Origin of the sequence: Pseudoduganella guangdongensis, assembly GCF_009857475.1 — a bacterium.
In the GTDB taxonomy this organism is placed as follows: domain Bacteria; phylum Pseudomonadota; class Gammaproteobacteria; order Burkholderiales; family Burkholderiaceae_D; genus Rugamonas; species Rugamonas guangdongensis.
On record NZ_WWCJ01000006.1, the window covers coordinates 291887 to 318117 of the forward strand.

The window sequence follows — 26231 nt, forward strand, 5'->3', positions numbered from 1 at the left end:
TCCCGGTTTTGGGTATGATGCAACCATGAACACCGAAGTTAAAACCTCCATCGCCGCCGCCGCCGCCCGCATGATCGCGCAGGACGGCGCCGACTACGGCAGCGCCAAACGCAAAGCCGCGCGCCAGGTGCTGGGCGAGGCGCAGGCGCGCGACCGGTCCGACATCCTGCCCGACAACGAGCAAATCGAAGAAGAAGTTCGCCTATACCACGCTTTATATAATGCCGACACCCACCCCGCGCATATATTCCGCCTGCGCACCCTGGCTTTGCAAGTGATGGAAATGCTGGAACAATACCAGCCGTTCCTGACCGGCTCCGTCCTGAGCGGCACTGCCGGCACGCACGACGACATCCACCTGCAGCTGTTCGCGGACAGCGCCAAGGAAGTCCAGATTTATCTATTGAACAAGAACCTGCACATCGAAATCTCGCAATCGCCCCACTTCCGCGGCCCCCGTTTTGAAGACGTGGAAACCGTCAGCTTCATGTGGAAGAACGAGGGCGTGCACGTCGAACTGTACGAGCAGGACGACCTGCGCGGCGCGAAAAAGAAAAGCGGCGACAAGCTGCTGCGCGCCGACATTGCCGAATTGCGTAGCATCCTTAATAACAGCAGCCACCCATCGCAATAATGAAAAAGAACCTGATTTATCTCGCCGCCGCCATCGCCTTTGCCGGCGCCGGCGCCTGGTACGGCATCCACACCAAACAAGACCCGAACCCCATCACCGCCACCGCCCCGCCCGGTGTCACCGGCCCGGTTGCCGCCATGCTGAAGGAATCGTTGCCAAATGACAAAGGCACCAAGGAGGCATTATCCAAATGGCAAGGCAAAAACCTGCTGGTGAACTTCTGGGCGCCGTGGTGCGCGCCCTGTGTGGAAGAAATGCCGGAATTGTCTGAATTGCAAAATTCCGAGCTGGGCAAGAAGGTCCAGGTGATCGGCATCGGCATCGATTCGCCGTCCAATATTGCAGAATTCACACAAAAAGTGAAAGTCGCCTACCCCATTTATGTGGCCGGCATGAGCGGCACCGAACTGGCGCGACAATTTGGCAACAACTCGGGTGGCCTGCCCTTTACCGTGCTGATCGGCGCTGACGGCACGGTCAAGAAAACCTACCTGGCACGCCTGAAGTTCGACGACCTGAAGGCCGACCTGGCTAACTTAAACTAGGCTTAGACGGTCGGCGAACGACCGTTCTATTCACTTCCCGAAAGTTATTTTCTCTTGCCAATGCTCGGAGTTGGCGGCAAAATGCGGAACTTTCGCGGAAAATGGTCAGGGAATCATGGCAAAGAACCTGCTGCTCCTTAACGGACCCAACCTGAATTTGCTGGGGACGCGCGAGCCTGAAACGTATGGCGCCAGCACGCTGGCCGACATCGAACAGGCGGCGCAGGCACAAGCCAAGGCAGCCGGTGCGCAGCTCGCCTGTTACCAAAGCAACCACGAAGGAGGCTTGATTGACCGTATCCACGCGGCCCGTACCGAGGGCGTGGATTTCATCGTCATCAATCCGGGTGGCTATACCCACACCAGCGTCGCCTTGCGCGACGCATTGGCAGGCGTGGCCATTCCTTTTATTGAAGTACACATTACGAATATTTATCGGCGGGAAGAATTCCGCCACCATTCCTATCTCAGCGCAATCGCACAGGGGACGATCTGCGGGCTTGGTATCGAGGGATACCGTCTCGCCATCGATTTTGCGACGGCGCACATCTAACGCGATGCTGCCCACAAGGCGGCTTTGCAGAAACCATCAACATAACAAGATAGACACAGGGAGCCAACAACATGGATCTACGCAAGCTGAAGACGCTGATCGACCTGGTAGCAGAGTCGGACATCGCTGAACTGGAAGTGACTGAGGGCGAGAGCAAAGTCCGCATCGTCAAATCCGGTGGCGTGGCGCAAAACCACGTCATGATGATGCCGCAGCAAGTGCCTACCCACTACGCGCCAGCTGCCGCTCCCGTCGCTGCACCGGTTGCCGCTCCTGCCGCCGCGCCAGCCGCCGCCGAGCCGACCGGCCACGTGGTGAAGTCGCCAATGGTAGGTACCTTCTACCGCGCTTCGGCGCCGGGCAATCCAGCCTTCGTCGAAGTGGGCGCCACCGTCAAGGAAGGCGACACCCTGTGCATCATCGAAGCGATGAAGCTGCTGAATGAAATCGACGCCGACAAGGGCGGCGTAATTACCCAGATCCTGGTCGAGAACGGCCAACCGGTCGAATTCGGCCAGCCGCTGTTTGTGATCGGCTAAAGCCGGGCCATGGCCGCTGAGGAAATCCCGGCGGCCAGCACATCAAACGAAGCACCCTTCACCGAAGCTACCATGTTTGAAAAAATCCTTATTGCCAATCGCGGTGAAATCGCCCTGCGCATCCAGCGCGCGTGCCGTGAATTGGGCATCAAGACTGTGGTCGTGCACTCAGAAGCCGACCGTGAAGCCAAATACGTGAAGCTGGCAGACGAATCCGTCTGTATCGGCCCAGCGCCTTCGGCCCAGTCCTACCTGAATATGCCGGCCATCATTTCCGCTGCCGAAGTCACCGACGCGGAAGCGATCCACCCGGGCTACGGCTTCCTGTCCGAGAACGCGGACTTCGCCGAGCGCGTGGAAAAATCCGGTTTCGTCTTTATCGGCCCGCGCGCCGAATCGATCCGCATGATGGGCGACAAAGTGTCGGCCAAGCACGCCATGATCAAAGCCGGCGTGCCTTGCGTGCCGGGTTCCGACGGCGCCCTGCCGGATGACCCGAAAGCCATCGTGCAAATCGCGCGCAAAGTTGGCTATCCGGTCATCATCAAGGCGGCTGGCGGCGGCGGTGGCCGTGGCATGCGCGTGGTGCACACCGAAGCTGCGCTGCTGAACGCGGTCACCATGACCAAGTCGGAAGCCGGTGCCGCCTTCGGCAATCCGGAAGTCTATATGGAGAAGTACCTGGAGAACCCGCGCCACGTGGAAATCCAGATCCTGGCCGACGAACATAAAAACGCCGTCTGGCTTGGCGAACGTGACTGCTCCATGCAGCGCCGCCACCAAAAGGTGATCGAGGAAGCGCCGGCTCCAGGCATCCCGCGCAAGCTGATCGAAAAGATCGGCGACCGCTGCGCCGAGGCTTGCCGCAAGATCGGTTACCGTGGCGCGGGAACGTTCGAGTTCCTGTACGAGAACGGCGAGTTCTATTTCATTGAAATGAACACCCGCGTGCAGGTTGAGCACCCAGTGACCGAAATGATCACCGGTATCGATATCGTGCAGGAACAGATCCGCATCGCTGCGGGCGAGAAGCTGCGCTTCCGCCAGCGCGACGTGATGCTGTCCGGCCACTCGATCGAGTGCCGCATCAATGCCGAAGATCCGTTCAAGTTCACCCCGTCGCCAGGCCGCATCACGGCATGGCACACCCCGGGTGGCCCTGGCGTGCGTGTTGACTCGCATGCATACGCGGGTTACTTTGTACCACCGAACTACGATTCGATGATCGGCAAAGTCATTACCTATGGCGCAACCCGCGAGCAGGCGATCCGCCGCATGCAGATTGCGCTGTCGGAAATGGTTGTCGAGGGCATTTCGACCAACATCCCGCTGCACCGCGAGCTGATGGTTGATGCGCGCTTCATCGAAGGCGGCACCAACATCCACTATCTGGAACAGCGCCTGGCAGAGATGCCTAAGGCTGGTAAGTAAATAAGGCAGGTAAGTAATAATGAGCTGGACTGAAATCGTCATCGAAGTAGCACGTGAACACGCCGAGGCATTGTCCGAGGCGCTGATGGACGCGGGCGCGCTGTCGGTGTCGGTGGAGGATGCCGATGAGGGCACCGACGCCGAAAAACCCCTGTTCGGCGAGCCGGGCATGGAGCCGACCGAAGCGGCATGGGATCATAGCCGCGTGGTCGCGCTGACCGACGACGAGGACGACCAGGCCCTGATCGTGGCGGCAGCTGCCGGCGCGGTCGGCCTGGCCAGCCTGCCGAAGTTCACCACCCGTGCGGTGGCGGACGCGGACTGGGTGCGTTTGACCCAGTCGCAATTTGAGCCGATTCATATCGGCAAGAACATTTGGGTCGTGCCGAGCTGGCACGAGGCGCCGGACCCGTCCGCGCTGATCCTGGAACTGGACCCGGGCCTGGCCTTCGGCACCGGCTCGCACCCGACCACCAAGCTGTGCATGGAGTGGCTGGAAGCCCATCCCGCGCCGGGCAAATCGGTGCTGGATTACGGTTGCGGCTCGGGCATCCTGGCCATGGTGGCGCGCAAGCTGGGCGCTACCACGGTGGCGGGTGTGGATATCGATCCACAGGCGATCGTGTCGGCCAATGACAATGCGGTGCGCAACCGGGTGGAAGATATCCAGTACTTCGTGCCGGATGATTTCGCCGAGTCGTCGTTCGCGGCACAGCGTTTCGACATCGTTGTCGCCAACATCCTGTCTTCGCCGTTGAAGCTGATGGCGCCGATGCTGTCCGGCCGCGTGGCCGATGGCGGTTCGCTGGTGCTGTCCGGCGTGCTGGCGCGCCAGGCGGAGGAAGTTGCGGCGGCTTATGCGCCGTTCATCAAGCTCACCGTTTGGGCCGAGCATGAAGGCTGGGTGTGCCTGTCGGGCACGCTGGGCGCAAGGTAATCCCCTGCACTGATGGCGCTCGCCACTAAATGCCCCCATTGCAATACGATCTTCAGGGTCGCGGCTGACCAGCTGAAACTGCGTGGGGGGATTGTTCGTTGTGGCTCCTGCCACGAGGTTTTCGACGGCAACGCGGCACTCGTTGAGCCGGCGCCCAAGCCGACCACCGTTATTCCGGATGTGCCTGTATCTACGGCGGCCGCGCCGGCCGGGCCGGCGGCGCCAGCCATCTCCAGCTACGTGCGCGGCTCGGCGGTTGATTTCGAACTCGATCTCGCTGAAGACGCGGCACCTGCGCCATCCGCCGCACCAGCCGTTTGGCGAACCGGCGGCCCTGCGCACCCCTCCCCCGAAGAACAAGCCGAAGCGGCTGTGGCGCGCGCTTTTGCCGCTGTCACTGCGCACGCAAACCCCGAAACGACCACGCCGCCGTGGGATGACGCGCTTGCTGGCGACGCCGCCATCGCCCCGCCCGCAGCAGCACTGCCCGTTGATGGCGACGAGATTCACGCCGCAGAAGCGCCCCAGCCAGCCGATGCCGATACTTCGTCCGCTGCCCCGCACGACAACGCCCCCGACCAGCCATACGAGGTGGCGGCCACGAGCGGCGACGGCGCAACACCGCATGGCGATGACGCCCTCCCGCCTGGCGACGACGGCGACCTGCCATCCGAAGTGGCGGGCCAAAGCGGCGACAGCGCAGCCGAGCAAGGCGATGACGCCCTCCTGCCTGCCGACCACAGCGACCTGCCATCCGAAGTGGCGGGCCACAGCGGCGACAGCGCAGCCGCGCAAGGCGAGGACGCCCTCCAGCCTGCCGACGACGGCGACCAGCCATCCGAGGCGGCAGCCCAGAGCGGCGACGGCGCGGATCACCCGACCGTCGTAGAGGCGCCGCACGTCGACGACACTGCCCAGCAAGCAGATGGCGACGATGCCATCCTGCAGGCCGAGGTTAGCGCCGACCTGCCCGCCGGCGACGAGCCTTCGCTTGCCGAGGAAGCTGCGCCAGCGGACGGCGAAGCGCCACTGAACAACGATCCGGCCAGCCAGCCTGCCGACGACTCGGACGGCGGCGAGCCGCCAGCGGAAACACCAAGCGATGCCTTCGCAGCGCCCGACCCTGACTTCGTGCCAGCCTTCCTGCGCGCGCGCCCGGCGCCGAGTGAGGGAGAGCCGGCGCACGCTGCCGGACAGCACCCGGACGGCCGCATCGAGCCCACGCTCGACACGCCGCAAGAACACATCGTCGCCGCCGCCCTGGACGACTCGCACCACTTTGAAGACATCCCGCCAGCCGAGCAGCCCGCAGCGGAAACGGCCTCACCCGCCGCTGACGAGCCGTGGAGCCTGGCCGAGCCGCGCGACGACACCGCCCTGCACGCCGTGGCCGCAGTCAATACCGATGCCCCCGACGACGGCGCCTCCCTGCCCGACGACGAGCCAGCCAGCGACAACGACAGTGACAGCGCCGACGACCGCCGCGAGCGCGCCCTGGAACGCGCGCAAGACCGCGAAGCCGCCGACGCCCGCATGCGCGCCCTGGCCGGCGTCGATGAAACGCCAGCCGAAGACCTCGACCATTCCGACCTGAGCTTCGTCAAGCGCCACGACCGCAGCCAGAAGTACGGCAGGGCCATGAAGATCATCATGGCCTTCAGCATCCCGCTGCTGCTGGGCGGCCTGGTGCTGCAAGCCGCCACCACCTTCCGCGACACCCTGGCCGCCAGCTACCCGCAACTCAAGCCCGCGCTGGCCGCCCTGTGCCAACCGCTTGGCTGCCAGGTCGGCCTGCCAACCCAGCTCGACGCCCTCAGCATCGAGCAAGGCGAACTGGCCAGCATGGCCGCCAACACCTTCAGCTTCAGCACCGTGCTGCGCAACCAGTCCAAGACCGTCCAGGCCTGGCCGCACATCGAGCTGACCCTGAACGACAACGCCGACAAGCCGGTCGTGCGCCGCGTGTTCGCGCCGCGCGAATACCTGCCATCGGCCACCGAGGCCGACAAGGGCTTCCTGCCACGCAGTGAGCAAAGCATTAAACTGTACTTTGAGCTGAAAGAGCTTAAAGCTTCCGGCTATCACATCGCCATTTTCTACCCATAAAAATACTATGACTAAAACCGCCCTGGTCTGTGGCTCGCTGGCCATCGACATCATCATGCAATACGAAGGCCGCTTCGGCGACACCCTGCTGGCCGACCAGTTGCACAAGGTGAACGTATCCTTCCTGGTGCCGACCATGCGCACCGAGTTTGGCGGTTGCTCCGGCAATATCGCCTACTCGCTGAAGATGCTGGGCGGCGAACCGCGCATCGTGGGCGTGCTGGGCCAGGATTGCGCGGCATACCTGGAGCGCCTGCAGACACTGGGCCTGAGCACCGAGAATATCCTGATCAAGAAGGACGCTTACAACGCGCAGTGCTTCGTCACCGCCGATGCGGACCATAACCAGATCAACGCCTTCCACCCGGGCGCCATGTCGTTCGCGCATGAGAACCCGATCGAGAAGGCGGGTGCGGCACGGATCGCGATCATTTCGCCGGACGGCCACCTGGGTATGCTGAAGCATGCCGAGGACCTGGCGCGCCTGGGTATCCCGTTCGTGTTCGACCCGGGCCAGCAGATGCCGATGTTTACGCCGGAGCAGCTGATCGGCTTCATTGAGAAGGCCACTTATGTGACCTGCAATGATTATGAGATCGAGCTGCTGATGGACCGCACCGGGCTGACCATCCCGGAAATCGCTTCCAGGCTGGAGGCGCTGATCGTGACCCGTGGCGAAAAGGGGTCGGAGATTTATACCGGCGGTAAGCGGATTGATATTCCGGCGGTGGCGGTGGATCCGGCGCAGGATCTGGACCCGACCGGCTGCGGCGATGCCTATCGCGCGGGCCTGCTGTTTGGCCTGGTCAATGAGCTGGGCTGGGAATCGACCGGCCGCCTGGCCAGCCTGTTGGGCGCGATCAAGATCGTCACCAAGGGTGCACAGAACCACGTCTTCACCCCGGCTGAAATCGCAGACAAGTTCGAAGCTGCTTTCGGCTACCGCTTCTAACCCGGCACGACGGGTCAGACCCTTGGGTCTGACCCAGGTTTACCGGGGTTCAAGGCCAGCAACATCCTCCGGCGTCACGCCGGCAATCTCCAACAATTTCTTCTTATTGGTCTGCCCATGCGTCAGCGTCACCGCGCTGCGCGCCACACCCAGGGCACCGGCCAGCCACTTCACCAGCGCCTCATTCGCCTTCCCTTCAATGGGTTGCGCGGCCAGTTTGATCTTCAGCGCGCCATCCAGCACCCCGACCACTTCGGTCTTCTTCGCGTTCGGCTGGATCTGGACCGCCAGGCGCACCCCGCCCGGCACCGGCGAACACCAGCTTCGGCTCATCAGCTAAACAGCATGCCGAGCAGGATCTGGCAAATCTGCAGCAGGATCAGGGCCACCAGCAGAGACAAATCCAGGTTGCCGACCAGCGGCACCACTTTGCGGATCGGCGTAAGCAGCGGCTCGTTCAGGGCACGCACGAAGGGCGCCAGCGGCGCGTGCGGGTTCACCCAGGAGAAGATCGCTTCGATAATCAGCAGCGCCATGAAGCCGAACAGAATCCATTCCAGGAAGCGCTGCAAAGCCGCCAGCAGCACCACCTCCACCGTGGCGCCGACCAGGAACAGCACCGAGGTCGCCAGGATCACAATCAGGAACGCGCCAATCAGGCTGGCCCAGTCATAGCCGCCCATGCCGGGGACGATGCGGCGCAGCGGACGCACCAGCCAGTCTGTTAGCTGAAAAGTAAACTGCGCCACCGACGAAGGCGGTCGGACGCGGATAGCCTGCATCCAGAATCGCAGCAACAGGACACCACCAAGCAGGCCGGCTGCGACATCGACGATCAGCTTAAGAATACTAAACACGGGTTCACTCCAAATAAAAAAAACCGCTGTGCGATTGTCTCACACAGCGGTGTTTTCGCCATCCGGCTCTAAGCGCTTAAACGCTTAGGAAGGACGGGTGCTGGTCGGGAACGGCCAGGCGGCTGCCGGGGCGATCACGGTTTTTGCTGCCGGGGCGGCGGCTGGAGCCGGGGCTGCAGCAGCAGGTGCTGGTGCGGCGGCTGGCTTCACAGCTTCCTTCTTAGGAGCAGCTGGTTTCTTCGGAGCGGCCTTTTTAGGGGCAGCTGGTTTTGCAGCAGGAGCTGCAGCCGGTGCAACGGCTACTGGCGCAACAGCTGGCTTGGCTGCTGGCTTAGCCGAGGCTTTTTTTGGGGCGGCCTTTTTAGCTGCAGGCTTGGCAGCTGGTTTTGCGGCGGCTTTAGGAGCGGCTTTTTTAGCAGCTGGCTTGGCAGCAGCTTTAGGAGCGGCTTTCTTGGCAGCTGGCTTGGCAGCGGCTTTTTTGGCAGCTGGTTTAGCTGCTGGTTTCGCGGCAGCTTTCTTAGCGGCTGGCTTGGCAGCAGCTTTTTTGGCGGCTGGCTTGGCAGCTGCTTTAGCTACGGTCTTTTTAGCTGCTGGTTTAGCGGCTGCTTTTTTAGCGGCTGGCTTGGCAGCTGCTTTTTTCGCTACTGGCTTAGCGGCGACTTTTTTAGCAACGGCTTTTTTCGCTGCTGGTTTAGCTGCGGCTTTCTTCACTGCTGGTTTAGCTGCTGCTTTAGCGACGGTTTTCTTCACTGCTGGTTTAGCTGCTGCTTTCTTAGCTGCTGGTTTTGCTGCTGGCTTAGCTGCGGCTTTCTTCGCTACTGGCTTCGCTGCGGCTTTTTTCACTGCTGGTTTTGCTGCTGGTTTAGCTGCAGCTTTTTTCGCTACTGGCTTAGCTGCTGCTTTCTTAGCTGCTGGTTTTGCAGCTGGCTTAGCGGCGGCTTTCTTGGCTGCTGGTTTAGCGGCTGGCTTGGCAGCGGCTTTCTTGGCAGCTGGTTTAGCAGCTGGCTTGGCAGCGGCTTTAACGGCCGGCTTTGCAGCGGCCTTCTTTGCTGGGGCAGCTGCTTTAGCGGCTGCAGGTTTCTTCTTAGCGGCGGTTGCCATTTTTATTTCTCCTTCATCTGGGATGGGAAAATTCACGCACATGATTAAAACCCGTCCGGCCCTGCGCTGGACCAGGCGAATTATTCATCGGCGCAAACAGGATTGCGGTTTGCGCTAATGAATTCGGCACCCAGCTGAACTGCTGCACCTCCTCACAAGTGCAGCGCTTCAGCCATCGATTCCTACGCCGGTGCTTTTCAGCGCAGGACTCAAATTCTTTGTCGCGACGATTGCGCGGGTGGGGCGTATCTTCAGCTCCTCGACCCTCGTCACGGCCACGTGTTACGACCAGCGTTCAAAGAAAAAAACCGCCCGGACCTGATCGCGGGATCAGGAGAGCGGCTTCGCTGTCGTCGTGTGGTCTTTAAGCATACTTATGCGTTTTGAGTTCCCATTATTCTTCGACTTTTGCGGTAACAACACACTCGAAAAAACAGTGCTTGCAAATTCACGCTATTTCAAGTTCGCAAAGTACACGAAAGCTTGTTGATGCGCAACTAGCACGAATGATTTTCTTCTTCTTTTTTTGTGTTGATCTGCGAGTTCGCGCACATTGGTACGCGCCGCGCCGCGTGCCCGCGCACATCGAGCGACCCGCACCGCCGCGCGCGCCTTCGCATAACGCCTTTAGGTAAAGGCTGTATAAAAAACGAAGCGCCCCGGTCCGCGATTCATCGCGAGACCGGGGCGCTGCATGGCGTGCTTCAAAAAAAAATTTCGTCGCGATTAAACGACATGCGCAATTCGCGCAATCACGCGCTCCAGATCGAGCAGGCAGGTGCTGTGCGTGCTGCCATCCGCCTGCGGCAACTCGAGCACCTCGTTCGATTCGGACGACAGGCTTTGCTCGCCGGGCTTCTTCATCAACGAGGGTGTGGCGTAGCGCTTGCCGTCGTCTACGGTGACGATGTCGCACACCGCGTCGACCAGCAGGCCGTAGTGTTCGTCGCCGCGCTCGATCACCAGCACCTTGCCGGCGCCCGCGCCCGGCGCCATGCCATACAGGCGGCGCAGGTCCACCAGGCTGATGAGTTTCTGGCGCAGGTTCAACACCCCGCACAGGTAGTCCGGCATGCCGGGCGGGTGGCTGATGTCGCCCGCATGGTCGATGATCTCGCGCACCTGTTTCAGCTCCAGCGCGAACAGCTCGCCAACGTGGAAGCTCAGGTAGACCTTGCGCCCGGCCCGCTGGCGCGCGCCGCCGCCCTCTCCTGCCGCAGCGGCATCGACCGGGTACAGGTTGCGGTGGCCCAGGTCCATCTCGCCGATCTCGCTGCGCGAGAAGATGCGGGCGTGATCGAGCAGGATCACGTCGTCTTCGCCGCTGCGCGCCACGCAGCCGGCGAACATGCCGCTGCGCGCCTTGCTCAGCAATGGGATGGGCAGCACTTCCTCATTGCTGAAATGCAGGATGCTTTCCACCGCATCGACCAGGAAGCCGACCGTGGCCTCGCCGATGTGGGCCACCAGGATGCGCTGCTCACCGGCGCTCGCGTCGGCCGCGCCAGCCTGGCCGCCGGCCAGCGCGGCAAAATCCACCACCGGCACTTGATGGCCGCGGAAATGCATGCGGCCGCGGCACAACGGGCCGGTGAGGACGGTCTGGTTCAGCTCCGGCACCCGCACGATTTCCTGGATCGCCTTCATCTCCATGGCGAAGCGGGCGCCGGCCGCGCGGAAGCTGATCGCATGGCGCCGCTCGCCCACCACGCGCAACTGGCGCCGCGTTTCGGCACCGGCCGCGCGCATCGACTGCACTTGCGGCACGTTCTCAATCCGCACCAGGCGCTCGATATCGAGCACCTGCACCAGGCGCCGTCCTTCGTCCAGCAAGATGGTGCCGGCTACTACCCCTTGTGTTGAATCCTCCGCATAACGCAACCGGCTGCGTTGCTCGGGTCGCACGCGCAGGATTTCACCGGTGGCGTGCACCAGCAAACCGACCTGCACATCCTGGTAATCGATGATGGCGATCTTCTGCGTCGGCTCCGCCGCCGGCGCCGCCGGGTCGAACAGGCGCGCCAGGCTGACCACCGGGATCACGCTGCCGCGCAAGGTGAACATGCCGGCCAGATAGGGCGGCGCCAGCGGCACGCTGGTAATCCGCTCCGGGAAGTTGACCACCTCACGGATGGCCAGGGCCGGCAACGCAAATTCGTCGCCGCCCAGGATGAAGGAGCCAAACATCTCGATGGCCGGCGCACTTGCCGCCGCCGGCGCGACAACCCGCAGGGCGTCCATGGCTTACACCACGAAGCCGGCGACGATCTTGTTCAACTCGCCCGCCCGGCTATTCAGGTTGGCGGTGGAGGCGGCAATGCTGTCGCAGCTGCCGGCCGACTGCTCCGCCGCCTCGGCGATATGGTTGATGGCCACGCTCACCTCGCGCGCCGCCAGCAGCTCTTCGCGCGCCTCGTGCGAGATGTGGGCGATGGCCTCGCTGGTCTTGCCGACGCCCTTGACGATGCGGTCAAAGGCTTCGCTGGCCTGGTGCGAGATGGCGGTGCCGGTGTTGACCCGCTTGACCGACTCGTTGATCAGCTTGGAGATCTCCTTGGTCGCCTGCGAGGAGCGCTCGGCCAGCTTGCGCACCTCGTCCGCCACCACCGAGAAGCCCAGGCCATGCTCGCCGGCGCGCGCCGCTTCGATCGCGGCGTTGAATGCCAGCATATTGGTCTGGTTGGCAATATCGGAAATCACCTTGACGATTTCGCCAATGTCTTCCGAGGAGCGGTTGATCAGGTCCATGGCCTCGATCGAGCGCGCCACCGCCTTGGCGCCCGCCTCCGCCTCGTCCTGGGTGGCCTTGGCCAGGTCGTTGGCGTGGGCGGTGCTGGTGGCAATGGCGTCGATGGAGCGCGTCAGGCCATCGACCGAGGCATTCATTTCCTCGACCGTGGCGCCCAGCTCCTGCGAGCCGCCCGCCACCACGCTGGCGCGGCCGGCAATCGACTCGGCATCCTCGGCAAAGGCGGTGGCCGACATCACCACCTGCCCGATCACGCCGCGCAGGTCGCCCATCATCTTGCCGATGCCGGCGCCCAACTGGTCCAGCGGCTCCTCGCCATGCACCGGCACGTCGGCGGTCAGGTCGCCCTTGCCCGCGCGCGCCACGGCGTCCAGCAGACGGTCGATCTTGGCCGCGTCGCTGGCCGCCTTGTCCTTGACGCCCTGCTCCATCAACACCTGCTCGGTGATGTCGGTAGCGAACTTGACGATCTTGAAAGGCTTGCCGTTCATGTCCAGGATCGGGTTGTAGGTGGCCTGGATCCAGATCTGCTTGCCGCCATTGCCGACCCGCTTATAGCGGCCGCTGTCGAACTCGCCCCGGTTCAGCTTTTGCCAGAAGCGCTTGTAGTCCATGCTGGCGGCATATTCGGTTTCGCAGAACATGCGGTGGTGTTCACCCCGGATGTCCTCCAGCGAGTAACCCATGGCGTCGAGGAAATTGGCGTTGGCGGTCAGGACGTGGCCGCCCATGTCGAACTCGATCACCGCCTGCGCCTTGTCCATGGCGCTGACCTTGCCCTCGTACTCGGCATTGCGCAGCTTGGCGGCGGTGACGTCGGTGGCGAACTTGATGACCTTGTAAGGCCGGCCTTCGGCATCGAACACCGGGTTATAGGAGGCATTGATCCAGATCTCGCGCCCGCCCTTGCCGACGCGCTTGTACTCGCCATGCTCAAAATGGCCGCCGCGCAGGCGCTCCCAGAACTGTTTATAGGCAGCGCTGGCCGCGAACTCGCTTTCGCAAAACATCGAATGGTGGCGCCCCTGAATCTCATCGAGCGTATAGCCAACCGCATTCAGGAAGTTGTCGTTAGCGTGCAGGATGGTGCCATCGAGCTGGAATTCAATCACCGCCTGTACCCGATTGAGGGCGGCGTTGATCGCCTGGAGTTCGACTTCCTGCAACTGGCTTTCCTGGATGGCTGGGCTGTTCATGGGGAGGGCTCCTGTAGGGGGGTGTTGCCACTGGGAATTTCAGTATAGACGGCCCCCTCCCAGCATTTCTCACCATTTGTCACAGCAGGCGCGAATCGTTTCGATAGTTAAAAACCTACTAAAGAAAAGTCACACTTAGCGTTGTCGGCCCACAACGAAGCTCAAGCCCTGGGTGCTCCATTTGGGTTCGGCGTAGTACTGGCGCACCAGCCGGCTGTACTCGCCGCGCCCCACCAGGGCGCCGATCGCGTCCGCCAGGCGCGCCTGGTCGGCGGCGGGCACTGCCTGGCGATTCAGATAGATCCCGACCTGCGTCGGCTGCATGCCATTGACCTGGGTGATGGCCAGCGTGTCGGCCAGGCCGGCACGCTGCGCCGCCTCGGCAAAGACCGAGGGGCCGGCCAGCACGGCATCGAAACGGCCGCCGCCCAGCATGCGCGCCGCCGTGTCCGGGTCGGGCACCAGGGACAGGCGCGGCAGGCTGCCGGCCTCCGCCACCAGGCGCAAGTATTCGGGACCGTAGTTATTCCCGCGCACCGCGCCCAGGCGCAGGCCGCGCCGGCTGACCTCGTCCAGGCCGAGTTCGGGCGGCAGCTTGCCCGCCAGTGCGATCAGCATGGCGCGCGAGTTATACATATGGACGAAAAGGCCGAGCTTGTCGCGCTCGTCGGTGCGGGTAGTGCCGGGGATCAGGTCCACCGCGCCGTTTTCGAACAGCACGAGGGCCCGGGCGCGCGGCACGGTGATGAATTCAAACTGGCAGCCGGTGCGGCTGGCCACCAGCTTGAGGAAGTCGGGAACAACACCGCCGATGCCGCCGTCCGCCTCGACCATCATATTGCGCCCCATGGGGCTGATGACGACTTTGACGGGACGGCTGCAGGCAGCCTGCGCCGTTGCCGCCAGTACCTGCAGCGACAACAGCAACAGGACTACCGGGCGGCGCAGGATGTTCATTCTTCGTGGAAGGCCTCTTCCCGCTTTTTGCGCAAGGCCGGCGACAGCACCACCGCCAGGGCAATCGCCGCCAGCGCCAGCAAGGTGGCACTGATCGGACGATTCAGGAAGACCATCGGATCGCCGTGCGACAGCAGCAAGGCGCGCCGCAGGTATTCCTCCAGCATCGGGCCGATGATGAAGCCGAGCAGCATCGGCGCCGGCTCCGCATCCAGCTTGGCGCAAATATAGCCAAACAGGCCGAAGATCGCCATCAGCCAGACATCGAACTGGGCGTTGTTCAGGCTGAACACGCCAATCGCGCAGAACAGCAGGATGGCCGGGAACAGGCGGTGGTAAGGCACCGTGATCATCTTCACCCACAGGCCGATCATCGGCAGGTTCAGCACCACCAGGAACAGGTTGCCGAACCACATCGACACGATCAGGCCCCAGAACAGTTCCGGCTTTTCGGTCATCACGGCCGGGCCCGGGGTAATGCCCTGGATGATCATGGCGCCGATCATCAGCGCCATCACCGGGTTGGACGGAATGCCCAGGGTCAGCATCGGGATGAAGGAGGTCTGGGCGCCGGCATTGTTGGCCGCTTCCGGCGCCGCCACACCTTCAATGGCGCCGTGGCCAAACTCTTTCGAATTCGGCGACACCTTCTTCTCGATCGAATAGGAGGCGAAGGAAGCCAGCATGGCGCCGCCGCCCGGCAGGATGCCGAGCAGCGAGCCGAGCGCGGTGCCGCGCAGCACCGGCGCCACGATGCGCTTGAAGTCTTCCTTGTTCAGCATCAGGCCCGACACCTTCTTCATCAGCAGGTGGCGCTCCTCGTCATGCTCCAGGTTGCGCACGATCTCGCCGATGCCGAACATGCCCATGGCCACAATGACGAAGCTGATGCCGTCCGCCAGCTCGGGGAAGTCGAAGGTATAGCGCTGTTGGCCGGAGTTGACGTCGGTACCGATCAGGCCCAGCAGCAGGCCGAGGATCACCATGCCCACCGCGTTCAGCAGCGAACCGCTGGCCAGCACCACGGCCGCGACCAGGCCCAGCGTCATCAGCGAGAAGTAGTCGGCCGGGCCGAACTTCAAGGCCAGGTCGGCCAGCGGCGGGGCGAAGCAGGCCACCACGATGGTCGCCACCGAGCCGGCGAAGAAGGAGCCCAGCGCGGCGGTCGCCAGCGCCTTGCCGGCTTGGCCCTTGCGCGCCATCTGGTAGCCGTCAATCGCGGTCACCACGGAGGATGACTCGCCCGGCAGGTTGACCAGGATGGCGGTGGTCGAACCGCCATACTGGGCGCCGTAATAAATACCGGCCAGCATGATCAGCGCCGCAATCGGTGGCAGGCCGAAGGTGGCCGGCAACAGCATGGCGATGGTGGCGATCGGACCCAGCCCCGGCAGCACGCCAACCGCGGTGCCGATGAAGACACCGAGCAGGCAGTACATCAGGTTGGTCAGGGTGAACGCTGCCTCGAAGCCCAGGCTCAGGTTACTCAGGATTTCCATTGTGGCCTCCTAGAAACCAAACCAGGGGCCGAGCGCGGGGATCGGCAAACCCAGGAGTTTAATGAACAGCAGGTAGCAGAAGCCGGCCAAGCCGACGGCCAGCAGCGCCCCCTCCTTCCAGTTGAACTTGGCATGGGCGTAGAAGCTGACCAGCACCAGGACGGCGGCGGCCGGCACCAGGCCGGCGCCGCGCATCAGGATACCGAACAGCACCACGGCCAGCAGCACCACGGCCAGCGGCCGCAGGTGCAGCTTTTCCATCGGCGCGCCATGGCGGAAGAAGGAGCGCACGATCCCGGCGGCACCGATCAGCGTCAGCAGGATGCCGAGGATGACCGGGAAGTAGGCCGGGCCCATACGCCCGCCGCTGCCCATTTCCAGGTCGCCGCGCATGAACACGGCGCCCAGGCCAAAGGCTACGAAGATCGCCCCGATCCAGAAATCCTTCGGGTGGCGGATTGCAGACATTCAGCTCTCCTTAGTCGGCGTAGACGCCGGCTTTGCTGATGATCGGCGACCAGCGGTCGATATCAGCCTTCAGGTGGGCGCGCAGCGCTTCCGGCGTGGCGCGTTTCTCTTCCACCGGCTCGGTGCCCAGGTCGGCGAAACGCTGCTTCACGGTCGGGTCTTTCAGCGCCACTTGCAGGGCGCCCACCAGGGAGTCGATCACCGGCTTCGGCGTGCCTTTCGGCGCGTACATGCCGTGCCACACGGCCACTTCAAAGCCTGGCAGACCGGCTTCGTTCAGGGTCGGCACGTCCGGCATGGACGGCACGCGCTTCTTGGTGGTCACACCGTACACCTTGATCTTGCCGCCCTTGATCTGGCTGGTGGTGTTGGTGGTCTGGTCGCACATGAAGTCCACCTGTCCGCCCAGCAGATCGTTCATGGCCGGACCGGTACCTTTATATGGCACGGTGGTCAGGTCGGTGGCGATGGCGGACATGAACAGCATGCCGCACAGGTGGGAAGCCGAACCCAGGCCGGCATTGGCGTAGGTCACCTTGGTGTTGTTGGCCTTCACATAGGCCAGCAGTTCCTTGAAGTCCTTGGCCGGGAAGTCCTTGCGCGCCACCAGGGTCATTGGCACGTCGGTCACCAGGCCGATCGGGTCGAAGCTGTCGATCGCGTTATAGCTTAATTTGCGGTACAGGGCCGGCGCGGTCGAGTGGCCGATGTGGTGCAGGAAGATGGTGTAGCCGTCCGGCGTGGCCTTGGCCGCGCGCGCCGCACCGATGGTGCCGCCGGCGCCGCCGACGTTTTCCACCAGGATCTGCTGTTTCAGTTTGGCGCCCATGGATTGCGCCAGCAGGCGCGCCACGGTATCGGTTGGGCCGCCAGCGGCGAACGGCACGATCATGGTGATCGGCTTGGTCGGATAGGTTTGGGCATAGGCGCTCGAGGCGCCGAAGAATACAACGCCAGCCAGTGCTGGCAGCATAAAGCGTTTCATGGATGTCTCCCGTCCAATGGATGTTGTGTGTGGGGTGTTTGATGTTTGTTTTGTACTGGGTAGTGATGTTGTACCAGCAATTTTTATATGACACAAGTAAGGTCTTCTACGTAGTCGTACTGAGCTTTGCACACGCCCGCAGCCATGGATTGACATTGCCGGGTTAAGCGCAGAAGATGACTGCACCATGGCGCCCAAGCTGCTCCCCATCCTCGCTGCGCTGGCGCTCCCTTCGGCAGCGCAGGCGGAATCCTTACAGCTGTTTACTGAGTACACGCCACCCGACATCATGCGCGACGGCGCGCGAATATACGGCATCTCTCCCGACAAGGTCAAAGAGATTATGTCGCGTGCGGGCATCAGTTACACGATCGAAGTCATGGCCTGGCGCCGCGCGTATGAACTGACCTTGCGCACGCCTGCTTCCTGCGTCTTTTCCACCTCGCGCACACCGGAGCGCGAAGCGCTATTTAAATGGATCGGTCCCTTGCGCGAAGTGGATTGGACTTTGTACGGCCTGGCCAATGCGCCGTTTCAACTGACCAGGCTGGAGGATGCCAAGGGCTTGCGTATCGGCGGCTATGCCGGCGATGCGCGCGCCCAGTACCTGCAGGCGCGCGGCTTCACGGTCGATACCGCCGGCGACAATTCATCCAACCCGCGCAAGCTGGTTGGCCGGCGCATCGACCTGTGGGTGGCCAGCATTCCACTCGCCAGCGGCGTGCTGGCAAACGAAGGGTTGGCGGACAAGATCGTGCCGGTGCTCACCTTCCATACTTCGCGCACCTACCTGGCCTGCAACAAGAGCGTGCCCGACGATCAAGTCGCGGCCTTGAGCAACGCCATGAATGAGATTGTGAAAGACGGCACCGCCGCCGCGATCGACCGCAAGTACGCCAACTGGCGGCCGCCGCAGCAATCGCCACGCAATTGATTGCCAGCCCGGACGGAGCCGCATAGCCCGTCAATTAATAAGAGGCCCACTTTTCGGCGATGTGCTTCAGCTCGCCGCGTTCGTTCAGCTTGCCCAATGCCTGGGCGATTCTGGCCTCGGTTTCTTTGGGAATATGCGGGCCAAGCATCATATAAAACACTTGCGCATCGAATGTGGTCGGCAGCACACGCACTTTCCCTTCATGGCCGGATTTCCTGACTTCGGAATTTAAACCCGGTTGACGGTAAAAGAAAAATCGGCCCCTGCCGGCTAACAGTTTCTCGATATTGCCGCCAGTCGAACTGGCGGAGCTGTCGATTTTCAGATTGCCAGCATTCTTGAGGAAACTGACCGCCCCGCTGCCGCCATTCACCAGAATAATGCCATCGCTTTTCAATTGGCGCACCTCACCCAGTGATTTCACATTCACCGAATCATCAGCGCGCACCAGGAAATGGTAAGTGACCACAAATAACGGAGTTTCCAGAATCCGATAGGATGAAGTGCGCTCCTCATTTTTAATCAGGCCGCAAATAGCATCGAGCTGCCCCGCTGCCGTCATTGCCTCGATTCTTTTCAAAGGAAGCCAGCGCTGCTCGCCGGTGAATTTAATGTCCGGGTCGATCTTTTCAATCGCACGGAATATATCCACGCAATTGCCGGCCACAATATTCCCCTGCGCCACAAACTTTGGTTCGGAATCCAATTGCGCAGCCACTCGAACCGGTGGCAATTCGGCGGCCCGGCTGTCCGAAACAATGCGGGGGAATAAGTGAGCAGCGGCCAACAGTAGAATGAAAAACGAATGCCGGCTTCCATGGATATTCATGCGGTGCCCTCGATACGCGCCATGAATTCATTCTACACATTTTCCGCTCCCCAGGGCCGCCGCACCACCTTCAAGCCAGATGTTGGCTTGATTGCACCAGGCGCTGGCGCACTTCGGGAGCCCCTTCAGAGGGAAGCGGCCTACAGGCCCGCGTTGCGTACTTCTTCCGGCAACAGATAGGTGTAGCTCTTGGGATCGAAGACAACCTTCCAGGTTTTCGCCGGCGTTGAAACGCCCTCCTCCATTCCCGCTTTGCGCGTGATATACAGCGGGGTAAAAGTCGAATTTGCCACCGGGTCGGTGCGATAAGTCCAGCGTAATTTCGTGCAGCGTGGCGGCTCAAAATCCTCGCCTTCATATTCTTCCCCTTCGGCAGGCTTTTTCTCGGATTGGGCTTTTCGCCATTCCGAATATCGGCGCTCGGTTTCGTCGCAACCGCCCCCGCCAAGCACTGAGCTGGCCCCGCTAAATTCCGCCAATACAGCTATTTGATTCTTACGTGGCGCCAGAAGTACATTCCGGGTATTGGTAATTTCCGCTCCATCGCCGGTTTCGATGTCGGTTATTTTTACCACCCAACCCCACACCTCGGCACTGAGTTTCTCGAAATGCACATGTTCGGCTTTTACGACATTCGCCCCGGAAGAACGTCGAGGGTCGCTATATTCGTAAAGCTCGCCATTATTACCGCGCAGGTGGAACACACCATAAAAAGTGTCGTTGCCGGAATTGGAGTCAATCGCCTGGCCGCTGGTCACGAAATACAGCTCCTCGCCCTCCTTGCCATTAATCTTTTTCTGCTGCACTACACTCACGACATAGGTCAATTTGCTCTGCTCATCGACATATAGCCAGCCGCGCTTACTGGCCGAGTATTTTCCATAATTAGTGCTCATTACGCCCTCATTAGCCGCGTCGGCGTCGAAGGCAATAGGGGTATTTTTCTTGCCCTGGAACGCCAGGAGGGCGATCCCGACGAAAAATAACAAACCGAGGGCGGCAAAAAAGTAGATGACGTAGCGCCGCCATTTAGGCGCGCGCTGCATCTGAATTGGTGTCGTGACTTCTTCCATTTGATCTTCGCTAGCTTTTCGTTGTGCATTACTCCGGCGCCAGGGGTAGCGTTACCGCAGCACCCCACCCGGTCACGCCGCCACGTCCTTCAACTCCTTGGGCAGCAAGTAGGTATGGCTCTTGGGATCGAACATGACTTTCCAGGTTTTTGACGCCACTGCGGTACCGTTGCGCATGCCCGCTTTGCGCGTGATATACAGAGGCGTGAAAGAAGCGTCGGCGGGCGGATCGGTACGGTAAGTCCATTGCAGCTTGGTGCAACGCGGCGGCTCGATATTGTCGTCCGCCTGCTCTTCCGGCGACATGGCGGTGACCTCGCCCTCGGCCGGGGCCCCCTTCGGCTGATCCTGCGCCTGCCTCCAGCTTGCATGCAGGCGCTCAGTCTCTTCGCAACTGCCCGCTCCGACGATATTGAAGGCGCCATAGAATTCCGCCAGCACCGCAATCCCGTTATCGTAGGGGGCCAGCACCACGTTACTCGTCGCGGTCAATACGCTGCCATCGCTGTTCTCAAGATCCCTGGTCTTCACCACCCAGCCCCACACGTCCGCACTCAAGGCTTCAAACAACACGCGCTCGGGCGTTACCGGGTCGGCGCCGGAGGGACGGCGCGCATCGCCAAACTCCATCAGCTGGCCATTGCTCAAGCTAACCAGGAACACCCCGTAGAACGAATCATTCTCGGCAGGCGCGTTGATGGTGCGGCCGCTGGTTACGAAATAGAGCTCCTCGCCCTCCTTGCCATCGACTTTCCTCTGCTGCACAACCGTGACCAGGTAGGTCAGCTTGGTTGCCTCATCGACGTATAGCCAGCCGCGCTCCGACTCCGAGTACTTGCCGTAGTTGCGCGCCATCACTTTCCCAACGATCTCGTTTTCGTTGAAGCTCAGCACAGGCGGCGCTTTCTTACTGAACGCGGCCACGCCAAGCAGCACTGAAAGCAGCAGGCCCACCGCCGCAAAAAAGTAGATGGCGAAACGCCGCCACTTGGGCGTGCGCTTTTCCGGGCTGGGTGACGTCACATCTTGCATATGATCTTCTATAATTCACGCTGACAACATTGCCAAACTGTAAATTATACAAAGACCAATAAAAATTGCTTTCAATCGTGCGCGCTTTGCGATGGTCCCGCTTGCGCCATGAAAAAAGCCCGGCATTGCCGGGCTTTTCGGGGAGGAACGGGAAGATTAATCCCAGCTCAGCGCGCCGCCGGTCTGGTACTCGGTGACGCGGGTTTCGAAGAAGTTACGCTCTTTCTTCAGGTCGATCATTTCCGACATCCATGGGAATGGATTCTCGTCCTGGTCGAACAGGGTTTCCAGGCCGATCTGGGTAGCGCGGCGGTTGGCGATGAAGCGCAGGTAGCCTTTGAACATGGCGGCGTTCAGGCCCAGCACGCCACGCGGCATGGTGTCTTCGGCGTAGCGGTATTCCAGTTCCACGGCTTGCAGGAACAGGGCTTTGATCTCTTCCTTGAAGGCCGGGGTCCACAGGTGCGGGTTTTCCAGCTTGATGGTGTTGATCAGGTCGATGCCGAAGTTGCAGTGCATCGATTCGTCGCGCAGGATGTACTGGTACTGCTCGGCGGCGCCCATCATCTTGTTCTGGCGGCCCAGCGCCAGGATCTGGGTGAAGCCGACGTAGAAGAACAGGCCTTCCATCAGGCAGGCGAACACGATCAGGGACTTCAGCAGCTGCTGGTCGGTCTCGACGGTGCCGGTCTTGAAGGTTGGCTCGGTCAGCACGTTGATGAACGGGATCAGGAACTGGTCCTTGTCGCGGATCGACGCCACTTCGTTGTAGGCGTTGAAGATCTCTTGCTCGTCCAGGCCCAAGGACTCCACGATGTACTGGTAGGCGTGGGTGTGGATCGCCTCTTCGAACGCCTGGCGCAGCAGGTACTGGCGGCACTCAGGGGCGGTGATGTGGCGGTAGGTGCCCAGCACGATGTTGTTGGCGGCCAGGGAGTCGGCGGTGACGAAGAAGCCCAGGTTACGCTTGACCAGGCGGCGCTCGTCTTCGGACAGGCCGTTCGGGTTCTTCCACAGCTCGATGTCGCGCTGCATGTTCACTTCCTGCGGCATCCAGTGGTTGGCGCAGCCGGCCAGGTATTTGTCCCAGGCCCATTTGTACTTGAATGGCACCAGCTGGTTGACGTCGGTCTGGCCGTTGATCACGCGCTTGTCGTCGGCGTTGACGCGCAGGGCGACTTGCTCGGCGGTGGCTTCGGCGTTGGCGCCGAGTGGTGGGGTCATGCGCGGGGCGGCCGCGGCTTCATCGTCCCAGGATAGCATTTGTGTTATTTCCTCTTGTATTCAAAACCGGTAAACCAGTGCCTGACCCGCAGGGTCAGGCACTATTACCTCTCTATTGTATTACTGGCAGGCTTCGCATTCCTCGAAACCGTCGTCACCAGGACGCAGGTAGCAGGCGGCGCCGTCTGCCTCGGCGGTTACGGCTGCCGGGGCGACTGGTACTGCCGACGATACCGCGTTCAGGGCGCCGGTACGGGTGGTGGATTTCTCCATGTGCGAGGCGGCGATGGTGCGCAGGTAGTAGGTGGTCTTCAGGCCGCGCAGCCATGCCAGCTTGTAGGTCTCGTCCAGGGTCTTGCCGGAGGCGCCGGCCATGTAGATGTTCAGCGACTGGGCCTGGTCGATCCACTTCTGGCGGCGCGATGCTGCTTCCACCAGCCAGCTTGGCGACACTTCGAACGCGGTGGCGTAGATGTCGCGCAGGTCTTGCGGGGCGCGATCGATCTTGCTCAGCGAGCCGTCGAAGTATTTCAGGTCGGCGATCATCACTTCGTCCCACAGGTCGCGTGCCTTCAGGTCGCGCACCAGGTAGGCGTTGATCTCGGTGAACTCGCCGGACAGGTTGGACTTCACGTACAGGTTCTGGAAGGTCGGCTCGATGCAAGCGGACACGCCGATGATGTTCGAGATGGTGGCGGTCGGAGCGATCGCGACGCAGTTCGAGTTACGCATGCCGAACTTGGCGATACGCTCACGCACCGGAGTCCAGTCCATCGAGGACGACAGGTCCTGCTCCAGGTAGCCGCCGCGCTGTTCCGCCAGCAGGCGCACGGAGTCTTGCGGCAGGATGCCACGCGACCACAGGGAGCCTTCGTACGATTCGTACTTGCCGCGCTCTTCCGCCAGCTCGGTCGATGCCAGGTAGGCGTAGTAGCACACCGCTTCCATCGAGGTGTCGGCGAACTGCACCGCCTCCATCGAGGCGTATGGCACGCGCATCATGTGCAGGCAGTCCTGGAAGCCCATCACGCCCATGCCGACCGGACGGTGGCGCATGTTGGCGTTGCGTGCCTTCTCGACCGCGTAGTAGTTGATGTCGATCACGTTGTCCAGCATGCGCATCGCGGTGCGGATGGTCTTTTGCAGCTTGACGTGGTCGATCTTGCCTTCTTTCATGTGGGCTGGCAGGTTCACCGAGCCCAGGTTGCAGACGGCGATTTCGTCTTCATTGGTGTTCAGGGTGATCTCGGTGCACAGGTTCGAGCTGTGGACCACGCCCACGTGCTGCTGCGGCGAACGGATGTTGCACGGATCTTTGAAGGTGATCCATGGGTGGCCGGTTTCGAACAGCATCGACAGCATCTTGCGCCACAGGTCCAGCGCTTCAATCTTCTTGAACACGCGGATTTCGCCGGCGGCGGCTTTGGCTTCGTAGCCAACGTAGGCTTCTTCGAAAGCTTTGCCGACTTTATCGTGCAGGTCCGGGGTTTCGGACGGCGAGAACAGGGTCCAGGAACCTTTTTCCATCACGCGCTTCATGAACAGGTCCGGAATCCAGTTCGCGGTGTTCATGTCGTGGGTGCGGCGGCGGTCGTCGCCGGTGTTCTTGCGCAGGTCGAGGAATTCCTCGATGTCCATGTGCCAGGTTTCCAGGTAGGCGCAGACCGCGCCTTTGCGCTTGCCGCCCTGGTTCACCGCCACGGCGGTGTCGTTCACCACTTTCAGGAACGGCACCACGCCTTGCGATTTGCCGTTGGTGCCCTTGATGTGGGCGCCCAGCGCGCGCACCGGAGTCCAGTCGTTGCCCAGGCCGCCGGCGAACTTGGCCAGCAGTGCGTTTTCCTTGATGGCGTCGTAGATGCCTTCCAGGTCGTCCGACACGGTGGTCAGGTAGCAGGAGGACAGCTGCGAGCGCTGGGTGCCCGAGTTGAACAGGGTCGGGGTCGACGACATGAAGTCGAAGGTCGACAGCAGGTTGTAGAACTCGATGGCGCGCGCCTCGCGGTCCGCTTCGTTCAGGGCCAGGCCCATGGCGACGCGCATATAGAAGGCCTGCGGCATTTCAATGCGCACATCGCGCACGTGCAGGAAGTAGCGGTCGTACAGGGTTTGCAGGCCGATGTAGCCGAACTGCAAGTCGCGGTCGGCCACCAGGGCCTTGGCCAGCTTGGCCAGGTCGAACTTGCCCAGTTCTTCGTTCAGCAGTTCGGCGGCGATGCCTTTAGCGATGTACTGCGGGAAGTACTCGATGTAGGCGGCGGCGGCGCCTGCTTGCGGCACTTCCTTGCCGAACACTTCCTTGCGGATGGTGTGCAGCAGGATGCGGGCGGTCACTTGCGAGTATGCCGGGTCCTTTTCCATCAGCGCGCGGGCAGCCAGGATGGCGGACTTGTGCAGTTCCTCGACCGGCACGCCGTCGTACAGGTTCTTCACGGTTTCGGCCAGGATGGCGTCGGCATCGACGTGCTTTTCCAGGCCCTTGCAGGCGGCGCCGATCAGGTCGCGCACTTCCTGCATGACCAGCGGACGGGACACACCGTTCTCGGTCACATTGATCTGTGGTTCGGCGGCGGCGGAGGCGCCGGCAGCCTCTTTCTTCAAGCGGCGTTCTTCCATGTGCTTGGCGCGGTACAGCACGTAGGAACGCGCCACATCGTGTTCGCCCGAGCGCATCAGGGCCAGTTCAACCTGGTCTTGCACGTCTTCGATATGGAAGGTGCCACCGGCTGGCTGGCGGCGCATCAGGGCGGCCACCACATTGTTGGTCAGTTCTTCCACCAGCTCGCGGATGCGGGCGGAGGCCGCACCCTGGCCGCCGTTCACCGCCAGGAACGCCTTGGTCATGGCCACGGCGATCTTGGATGGCTCGAACGCCACCACCGCGCCGTTGCGGCGGATGATGCGGTAATCGGCCATCTGGGCGGCGGTAATTGCGACGCCGCCGGCGGTTTCACCAGCGGAAACAGGCACTTGTGGTGCCTGGGTGATGGAAATGTCTTGAGTAGATTGCATTTATGCTCCGCGTATTCAGTATTTGTTTATGACCACTAGATCTAGTGAACCATCGAATTCTGTCCACTAATTGTAGTGACGCGATTCGATCCGCACAAGATGAAATTTTTTCGTTTTTGCCACGATTCTTATTGACTTTTGGATTCGCCGATCAACACAAGCGATCGGCGGTGAGCGAGTACTAACACTGCTTTTTTATTATGCAATGTTGCGATGCAGCATGAGCTTGTGCATTGGCAAAAACGCTACAACAATGAAGCGCTTTTTCGCGGCGGAGCGGGATTATAGACGAAACTGCCGGCCGGGGTCGGCGCGCCCGGCGCCGAGCGTGGCGCGCGGCCGGCTAGTCGGGGTCCTGGATGTTCAGCTTCTGCATCTGGTAGCGCAGCTGGCGGAAGCTGATGCCCAGCAGTTGCGCGGCCTGGGTGCGGTTGTAATTGGTCTGCGCCAGGGCGCGCGTGAGGATATCGCGCTCGACCGCCTCCAGGTAAGCCGGCAGGTTGCTGGGCAGGACGTCGAACACGGGCAGCGGCGGCATGGCTGGCGCGGTGTCGGCCACGGCCGCCGCCACCGGCGCCGGCTCGGGGATGGGCGCAGCCGCGGCCGGGGCGCCAGGCG

The 26231-nt window shown here is 61.7% G+C and carries 25 protein-coding genes and 1 pseudogene; 11 read left to right on the plus strand and 15 right to left on the minus strand.

Annotated features, from left to right (window positions below):
- Positions 1-25: 25 nt before the first annotated feature.
- The 9 genes and pseudogenes from GTP41_RS10695 (at position 26) to GTP41_RS10730 (ending at position 7697) form a co-directional block, all read left to right on the plus strand.
- Entirely contained in the window at positions 26-634 is a 609-nt protein-coding gene (locus GTP41_RS10695; RefSeq protein WP_161025560.1) for a hypothetical protein, read from the plus strand.
- The gene (locus tag GTP41_RS10700) at positions 634-1179 is read left to right on the plus strand and encodes a TlpA family protein disulfide reductase (RefSeq protein WP_161025561.1); all 546 of its coding nucleotides are present in this window, start codon (positions 634-636) and stop codon (positions 1177-1179) included. Before GTP41_RS10695 ends, GTP41_RS10700 begins: the two co-directional genes overlap by 1 nt.
- A gap of 115 nt (positions 1180-1294) precedes the next feature.
- Complete coding sequence (gene aroQ, locus GTP41_RS10705; protein WP_161025562.1) at positions 1295-1732, plus strand: type II 3-dehydroquinate dehydratase; 438 nt, start codon at positions 1295-1297, stop codon at positions 1730-1732.
- 71 nt (positions 1733-1803) lie between these two features.
- Positions 1804-2271, plus strand: coding sequence for an acetyl-CoA carboxylase biotin carboxyl carrier protein (gene accB, locus GTP41_RS10710; protein WP_161025563.1), 468 nt, complete (start codon positions 1804-1806; stop codon positions 2269-2271).
- 72 nt (positions 2272-2343) lie between these two features.
- A complete protein-coding gene (gene accC / locus GTP41_RS10715) occupies positions 2344-3702 on the plus strand; it encodes an acetyl-CoA carboxylase biotin carboxylase subunit (protein WP_161025564.1) in 1359 nt (452 codons plus the stop codon).
- A 19-nt stretch (positions 3703-3721) separates the two neighbouring features.
- A complete protein-coding gene (gene prmA / locus GTP41_RS10720) occupies positions 3722-4639 on the plus strand; it encodes a 50S ribosomal protein L11 methyltransferase (protein ID WP_161025565.1) in 918 nt (305 codons plus the stop codon).
- Positions 4640-4651: 12 nt separating this feature from the next.
- A pseudogene (locus GTP41_RS27975) lies at positions 4652-4720 on the plus strand (MJ0042-type zinc finger domain-containing protein); the annotation flags it as partial.
- Positions 4721-4819: 99 nt separating this feature from the next.
- Positions 4820-6745, plus strand: a complete 1926-nt coding sequence (locus GTP41_RS27980; protein WP_371867333.1) for a DUF3426 domain-containing protein — start codon at positions 4820-4822, stop codon at positions 6743-6745.
- A gap of 7 nt (positions 6746-6752) precedes the next feature.
- Positions 6753-7697, plus strand: coding sequence for a carbohydrate kinase family protein (locus tag GTP41_RS10730; RefSeq protein WP_161025567.1), 945 nt, complete (start codon positions 6753-6755; stop codon positions 7695-7697).
- A gap of 39 nt (positions 7698-7736) precedes the next feature.
- Here the strand turns inward: GTP41_RS10730 and GTP41_RS10735 are convergent, their stop codons facing one another.
- The 3 genes from GTP41_RS10735 to GTP41_RS27650 form a co-directional block, all read right to left on the minus strand.
- Positions 7737-8030, minus strand: a complete 294-nt coding sequence (locus GTP41_RS10735; protein WP_161025568.1) for a DUF167 domain-containing protein — start codon at positions 8028-8030, stop codon at positions 7737-7739.
- Positions 8030-8554, minus strand: coding sequence for a YggT family protein (locus tag GTP41_RS10740; RefSeq protein WP_443094242.1), 525 nt, complete (start codon positions 8552-8554; stop codon positions 8030-8032). Before GTP41_RS10740 ends, GTP41_RS10735 begins: the two co-directional genes overlap by 1 nt.
- An 84-nt stretch (positions 8555-8638) precedes the next feature.
- Positions 8639-8764, minus strand: a complete 126-nt coding sequence (locus tag GTP41_RS27650) for a hypothetical protein (RefSeq protein ID WP_260115156.1) — start codon at positions 8762-8764, stop codon at positions 8639-8641.
- Between the two features lie 109 nt (positions 8765-8873).
- Here GTP41_RS27650 and GTP41_RS27135 point away from each other — a divergent pair, with 109 nt between their 5' ends.
- The gene (locus GTP41_RS27135; RefSeq protein ID WP_202419690.1) at positions 8874-9773 is read left to right on the plus strand and encodes a hypothetical protein; all 900 of its coding nucleotides are present in this window, start codon (positions 8874-8876) and stop codon (positions 9771-9773) included.
- A 608-nt stretch (positions 9774-10381) separates the two neighbouring features.
- On the opposite strand, the gene GTP41_RS10750 is transcribed toward GTP41_RS27135, so the two are convergent.
- The 6 genes from GTP41_RS10750 to GTP41_RS10775 form a co-directional block, all read right to left on the minus strand.
- Positions 10382-11896: a chemotaxis protein CheW gene (locus GTP41_RS10750; protein ID WP_161025569.1), complete on the minus strand. Its 1515-nt coding sequence runs from the start codon at positions 11894-11896 to the stop codon at positions 10382-10384.
- Between the two features lie 3 nt (positions 11897-11899).
- Positions 11900-13600 carry a methyl-accepting chemotaxis protein gene (locus GTP41_RS10755; protein ID WP_161025570.1) on the minus strand — a complete coding sequence of 567 codons (1701 nt, stop codon included), beginning with the start codon at positions 13598-13600 and terminating at the stop codon, positions 11900-11902.
- 135 nt (positions 13601-13735) lie between these two features.
- The gene (locus tag GTP41_RS10760; RefSeq protein WP_161025571.1) at positions 13736-14557 is read right to left on the minus strand and encodes a substrate-binding periplasmic protein; all 822 of its coding nucleotides are present in this window, start codon (positions 14555-14557) and stop codon (positions 13736-13738) included.
- Complete coding sequence (locus tag GTP41_RS10765; RefSeq protein WP_161025572.1) at positions 14554-16056, minus strand: tripartite tricarboxylate transporter permease; 1503 nt, start codon at positions 16054-16056, stop codon at positions 14554-14556. Before GTP41_RS10765 ends, GTP41_RS10760 begins: the two co-directional genes overlap by 4 nt.
- A 9-nt stretch (positions 16057-16065) precedes the next feature.
- A complete protein-coding gene (locus GTP41_RS10770; RefSeq protein ID WP_161025573.1) occupies positions 16066-16524 on the minus strand; it encodes a tripartite tricarboxylate transporter TctB family protein in 459 nt (152 codons plus the stop codon).
- 10 nt (positions 16525-16534) lie between these two features.
- Positions 16535-17509, minus strand: a complete 975-nt coding sequence (locus tag GTP41_RS10775; protein WP_161025574.1) for a tripartite tricarboxylate transporter substrate binding protein BugD — start codon at positions 17507-17509, stop codon at positions 16535-16537.
- Between the two features lie 187 nt (positions 17510-17696).
- Between GTP41_RS10775 and GTP41_RS10780 the strand changes: the two genes are divergently transcribed.
- Positions 17697-18443, plus strand: coding sequence for a substrate-binding periplasmic protein (locus GTP41_RS10780; RefSeq protein ID WP_161025575.1), 747 nt, complete (start codon positions 17697-17699; stop codon positions 18441-18443).
- A 34-nt stretch (positions 18444-18477) separates the two neighbouring features.
- Here the strand turns inward: GTP41_RS10780 and GTP41_RS10785 are convergent, their stop codons facing one another.
- The 6 genes from GTP41_RS10785 to GTP41_RS10810 all read right to left on the minus strand — a co-directional run.
- The gene (locus tag GTP41_RS10785) at positions 18478-19272 is read right to left on the minus strand and encodes a substrate-binding periplasmic protein (RefSeq protein WP_161025576.1); all 795 of its coding nucleotides are present in this window, start codon (positions 19270-19272) and stop codon (positions 18478-18480) included.
- Between the two features lie 140 nt (positions 19273-19412).
- Entirely contained in the window at positions 19413-20345 is a 933-nt protein-coding gene (locus tag GTP41_RS10790) for a hypothetical protein (protein WP_161025577.1), read from the minus strand.
- Between the two features lie 72 nt (positions 20346-20417).
- A complete protein-coding gene (locus tag GTP41_RS10795; protein WP_161025578.1) occupies positions 20418-21377 on the minus strand; it encodes a hypothetical protein in 960 nt (319 codons plus the stop codon).
- A gap of 156 nt (positions 21378-21533) precedes the next feature.
- Entirely contained in the window at positions 21534-22640 is a 1107-nt protein-coding gene (locus GTP41_RS10800) for a ribonucleotide-diphosphate reductase subunit beta (protein ID WP_161025579.1), read from the minus strand.
- An 81-nt stretch (positions 22641-22721) separates the two neighbouring features.
- Positions 22722-25613 carry a ribonucleoside-diphosphate reductase subunit alpha gene (locus GTP41_RS10805; RefSeq protein WP_161025580.1) on the minus strand — a complete coding sequence of 964 codons (2892 nt, stop codon included), beginning with the start codon at positions 25611-25613 and terminating at the stop codon, positions 22722-22724.
- A gap of 343 nt (positions 25614-25956) precedes the next feature.
- A partial coding sequence (locus GTP41_RS10810) for a helix-turn-helix domain-containing protein (protein WP_202419691.1) occupies positions 25957-26231 on the minus strand: 275 nt, incomplete at its 5' end.

Bases quoted from the DNA above. Each gene is read 5' to 3' on its own strand.
- GTP41_RS10695 (WP_161025560.1), top strand. From the start codon at position 26: ATGAACACCGAAGTTAAAACCTCCATCGCCGCCGCCGCCGCCCGCATG.
- GTP41_RS10700 (WP_161025561.1), top strand. From the start codon at position 634: ATGAAAAAGAACCTGATTTATCTCGCCGCCGCCATCGCCTTTGCCGGC.
- aroQ (WP_161025562.1), top strand. From the start codon at position 1,295: ATGGCAAAGAACCTGCTGCTCCTTAACGGACCCAACCTGAATTTGCTG.
- accB (WP_161025563.1), top strand. From the start codon at position 1,804: ATGGATCTACGCAAGCTGAAGACGCTGATCGACCTGGTAGCAGAGTCG.
- accC (WP_161025564.1), top strand. From the start codon at position 2,344: ATGTTTGAAAAAATCCTTATTGCCAATCGCGGTGAAATCGCCCTGCGC.
- prmA (WP_161025565.1), top strand. From the start codon at position 3,722: ATGAGCTGGACTGAAATCGTCATCGAAGTAGCACGTGAACACGCCGAG.
- GTP41_RS10730 (WP_161025567.1), top strand. From the start codon at position 6,753: ATGACTAAAACCGCCCTGGTCTGTGGCTCGCTGGCCATCGACATCATC.
- GTP41_RS10735 (WP_161025568.1), bottom strand. From the start codon at position 8,030: ATGAGCCGAAGCTGGTGTTCGCCGGTGCCGGGCGGGGTGCGCCTGGCG.
- GTP41_RS10750 (WP_161025569.1), bottom strand. From the start codon at position 11,896: ATGGACGCCCTGCGGGTTGTCGCGCCGGCGGCGGCAAGTGCGCCGGCC.
- GTP41_RS10755 (WP_161025570.1), bottom strand. From the start codon at position 13,600: ATGAACAGCCCAGCCATCCAGGAAAGCCAGTTGCAGGAAGTCGAACTC.
- GTP41_RS10760 (WP_161025571.1), bottom strand. From the start codon at position 14,557: ATGAACATCCTGCGCCGCCCGGTAGTCCTGTTGCTGTTGTCGCTGCAG.
- GTP41_RS10765 (WP_161025572.1), bottom strand. From the start codon at position 16,056: ATGGAAATCCTGAGTAACCTGAGCCTGGGCTTCGAGGCAGCGTTCACC.
- GTP41_RS10770 (WP_161025573.1), bottom strand. From the start codon at position 16,524: ATGTCTGCAATCCGCCACCCGAAGGATTTCTGGATCGGGGCGATCTTC.
- GTP41_RS10775 (WP_161025574.1), bottom strand. From the start codon at position 17,509: ATGAAACGCTTTATGCTGCCAGCACTGGCTGGCGTTGTATTCTTCGGC.
- GTP41_RS10780 (WP_161025575.1), top strand. From the start codon at position 17,697: ATGGCGCCCAAGCTGCTCCCCATCCTCGCTGCGCTGGCGCTCCCTTCG.
- GTP41_RS10785 (WP_161025576.1), bottom strand. From the start codon at position 19,272: ATGAATATCCATGGAAGCCGGCATTCGTTTTTCATTCTACTGTTGGCC.
- GTP41_RS10790 (WP_161025577.1), bottom strand. From the start codon at position 20,345: ATGGAAGAAGTCACGACACCAATTCAGATGCAGCGCGCGCCTAAATGG.
- GTP41_RS10795 (WP_161025578.1), bottom strand. From the start codon at position 21,377: ATGCAAGATGTGACGTCACCCAGCCCGGAAAAGCGCACGCCCAAGTGG.
- GTP41_RS10800 (WP_161025579.1), bottom strand. From the start codon at position 22,640: ATGCTATCCTGGGACGATGAAGCCGCGGCCGCCCCGCGCATGACCCCA.
- GTP41_RS10805 (WP_161025580.1), bottom strand. From the start codon at position 25,613: ATGCAATCTACTCAAGACATTTCCATCACCCAGGCACCACAAGTGCCT.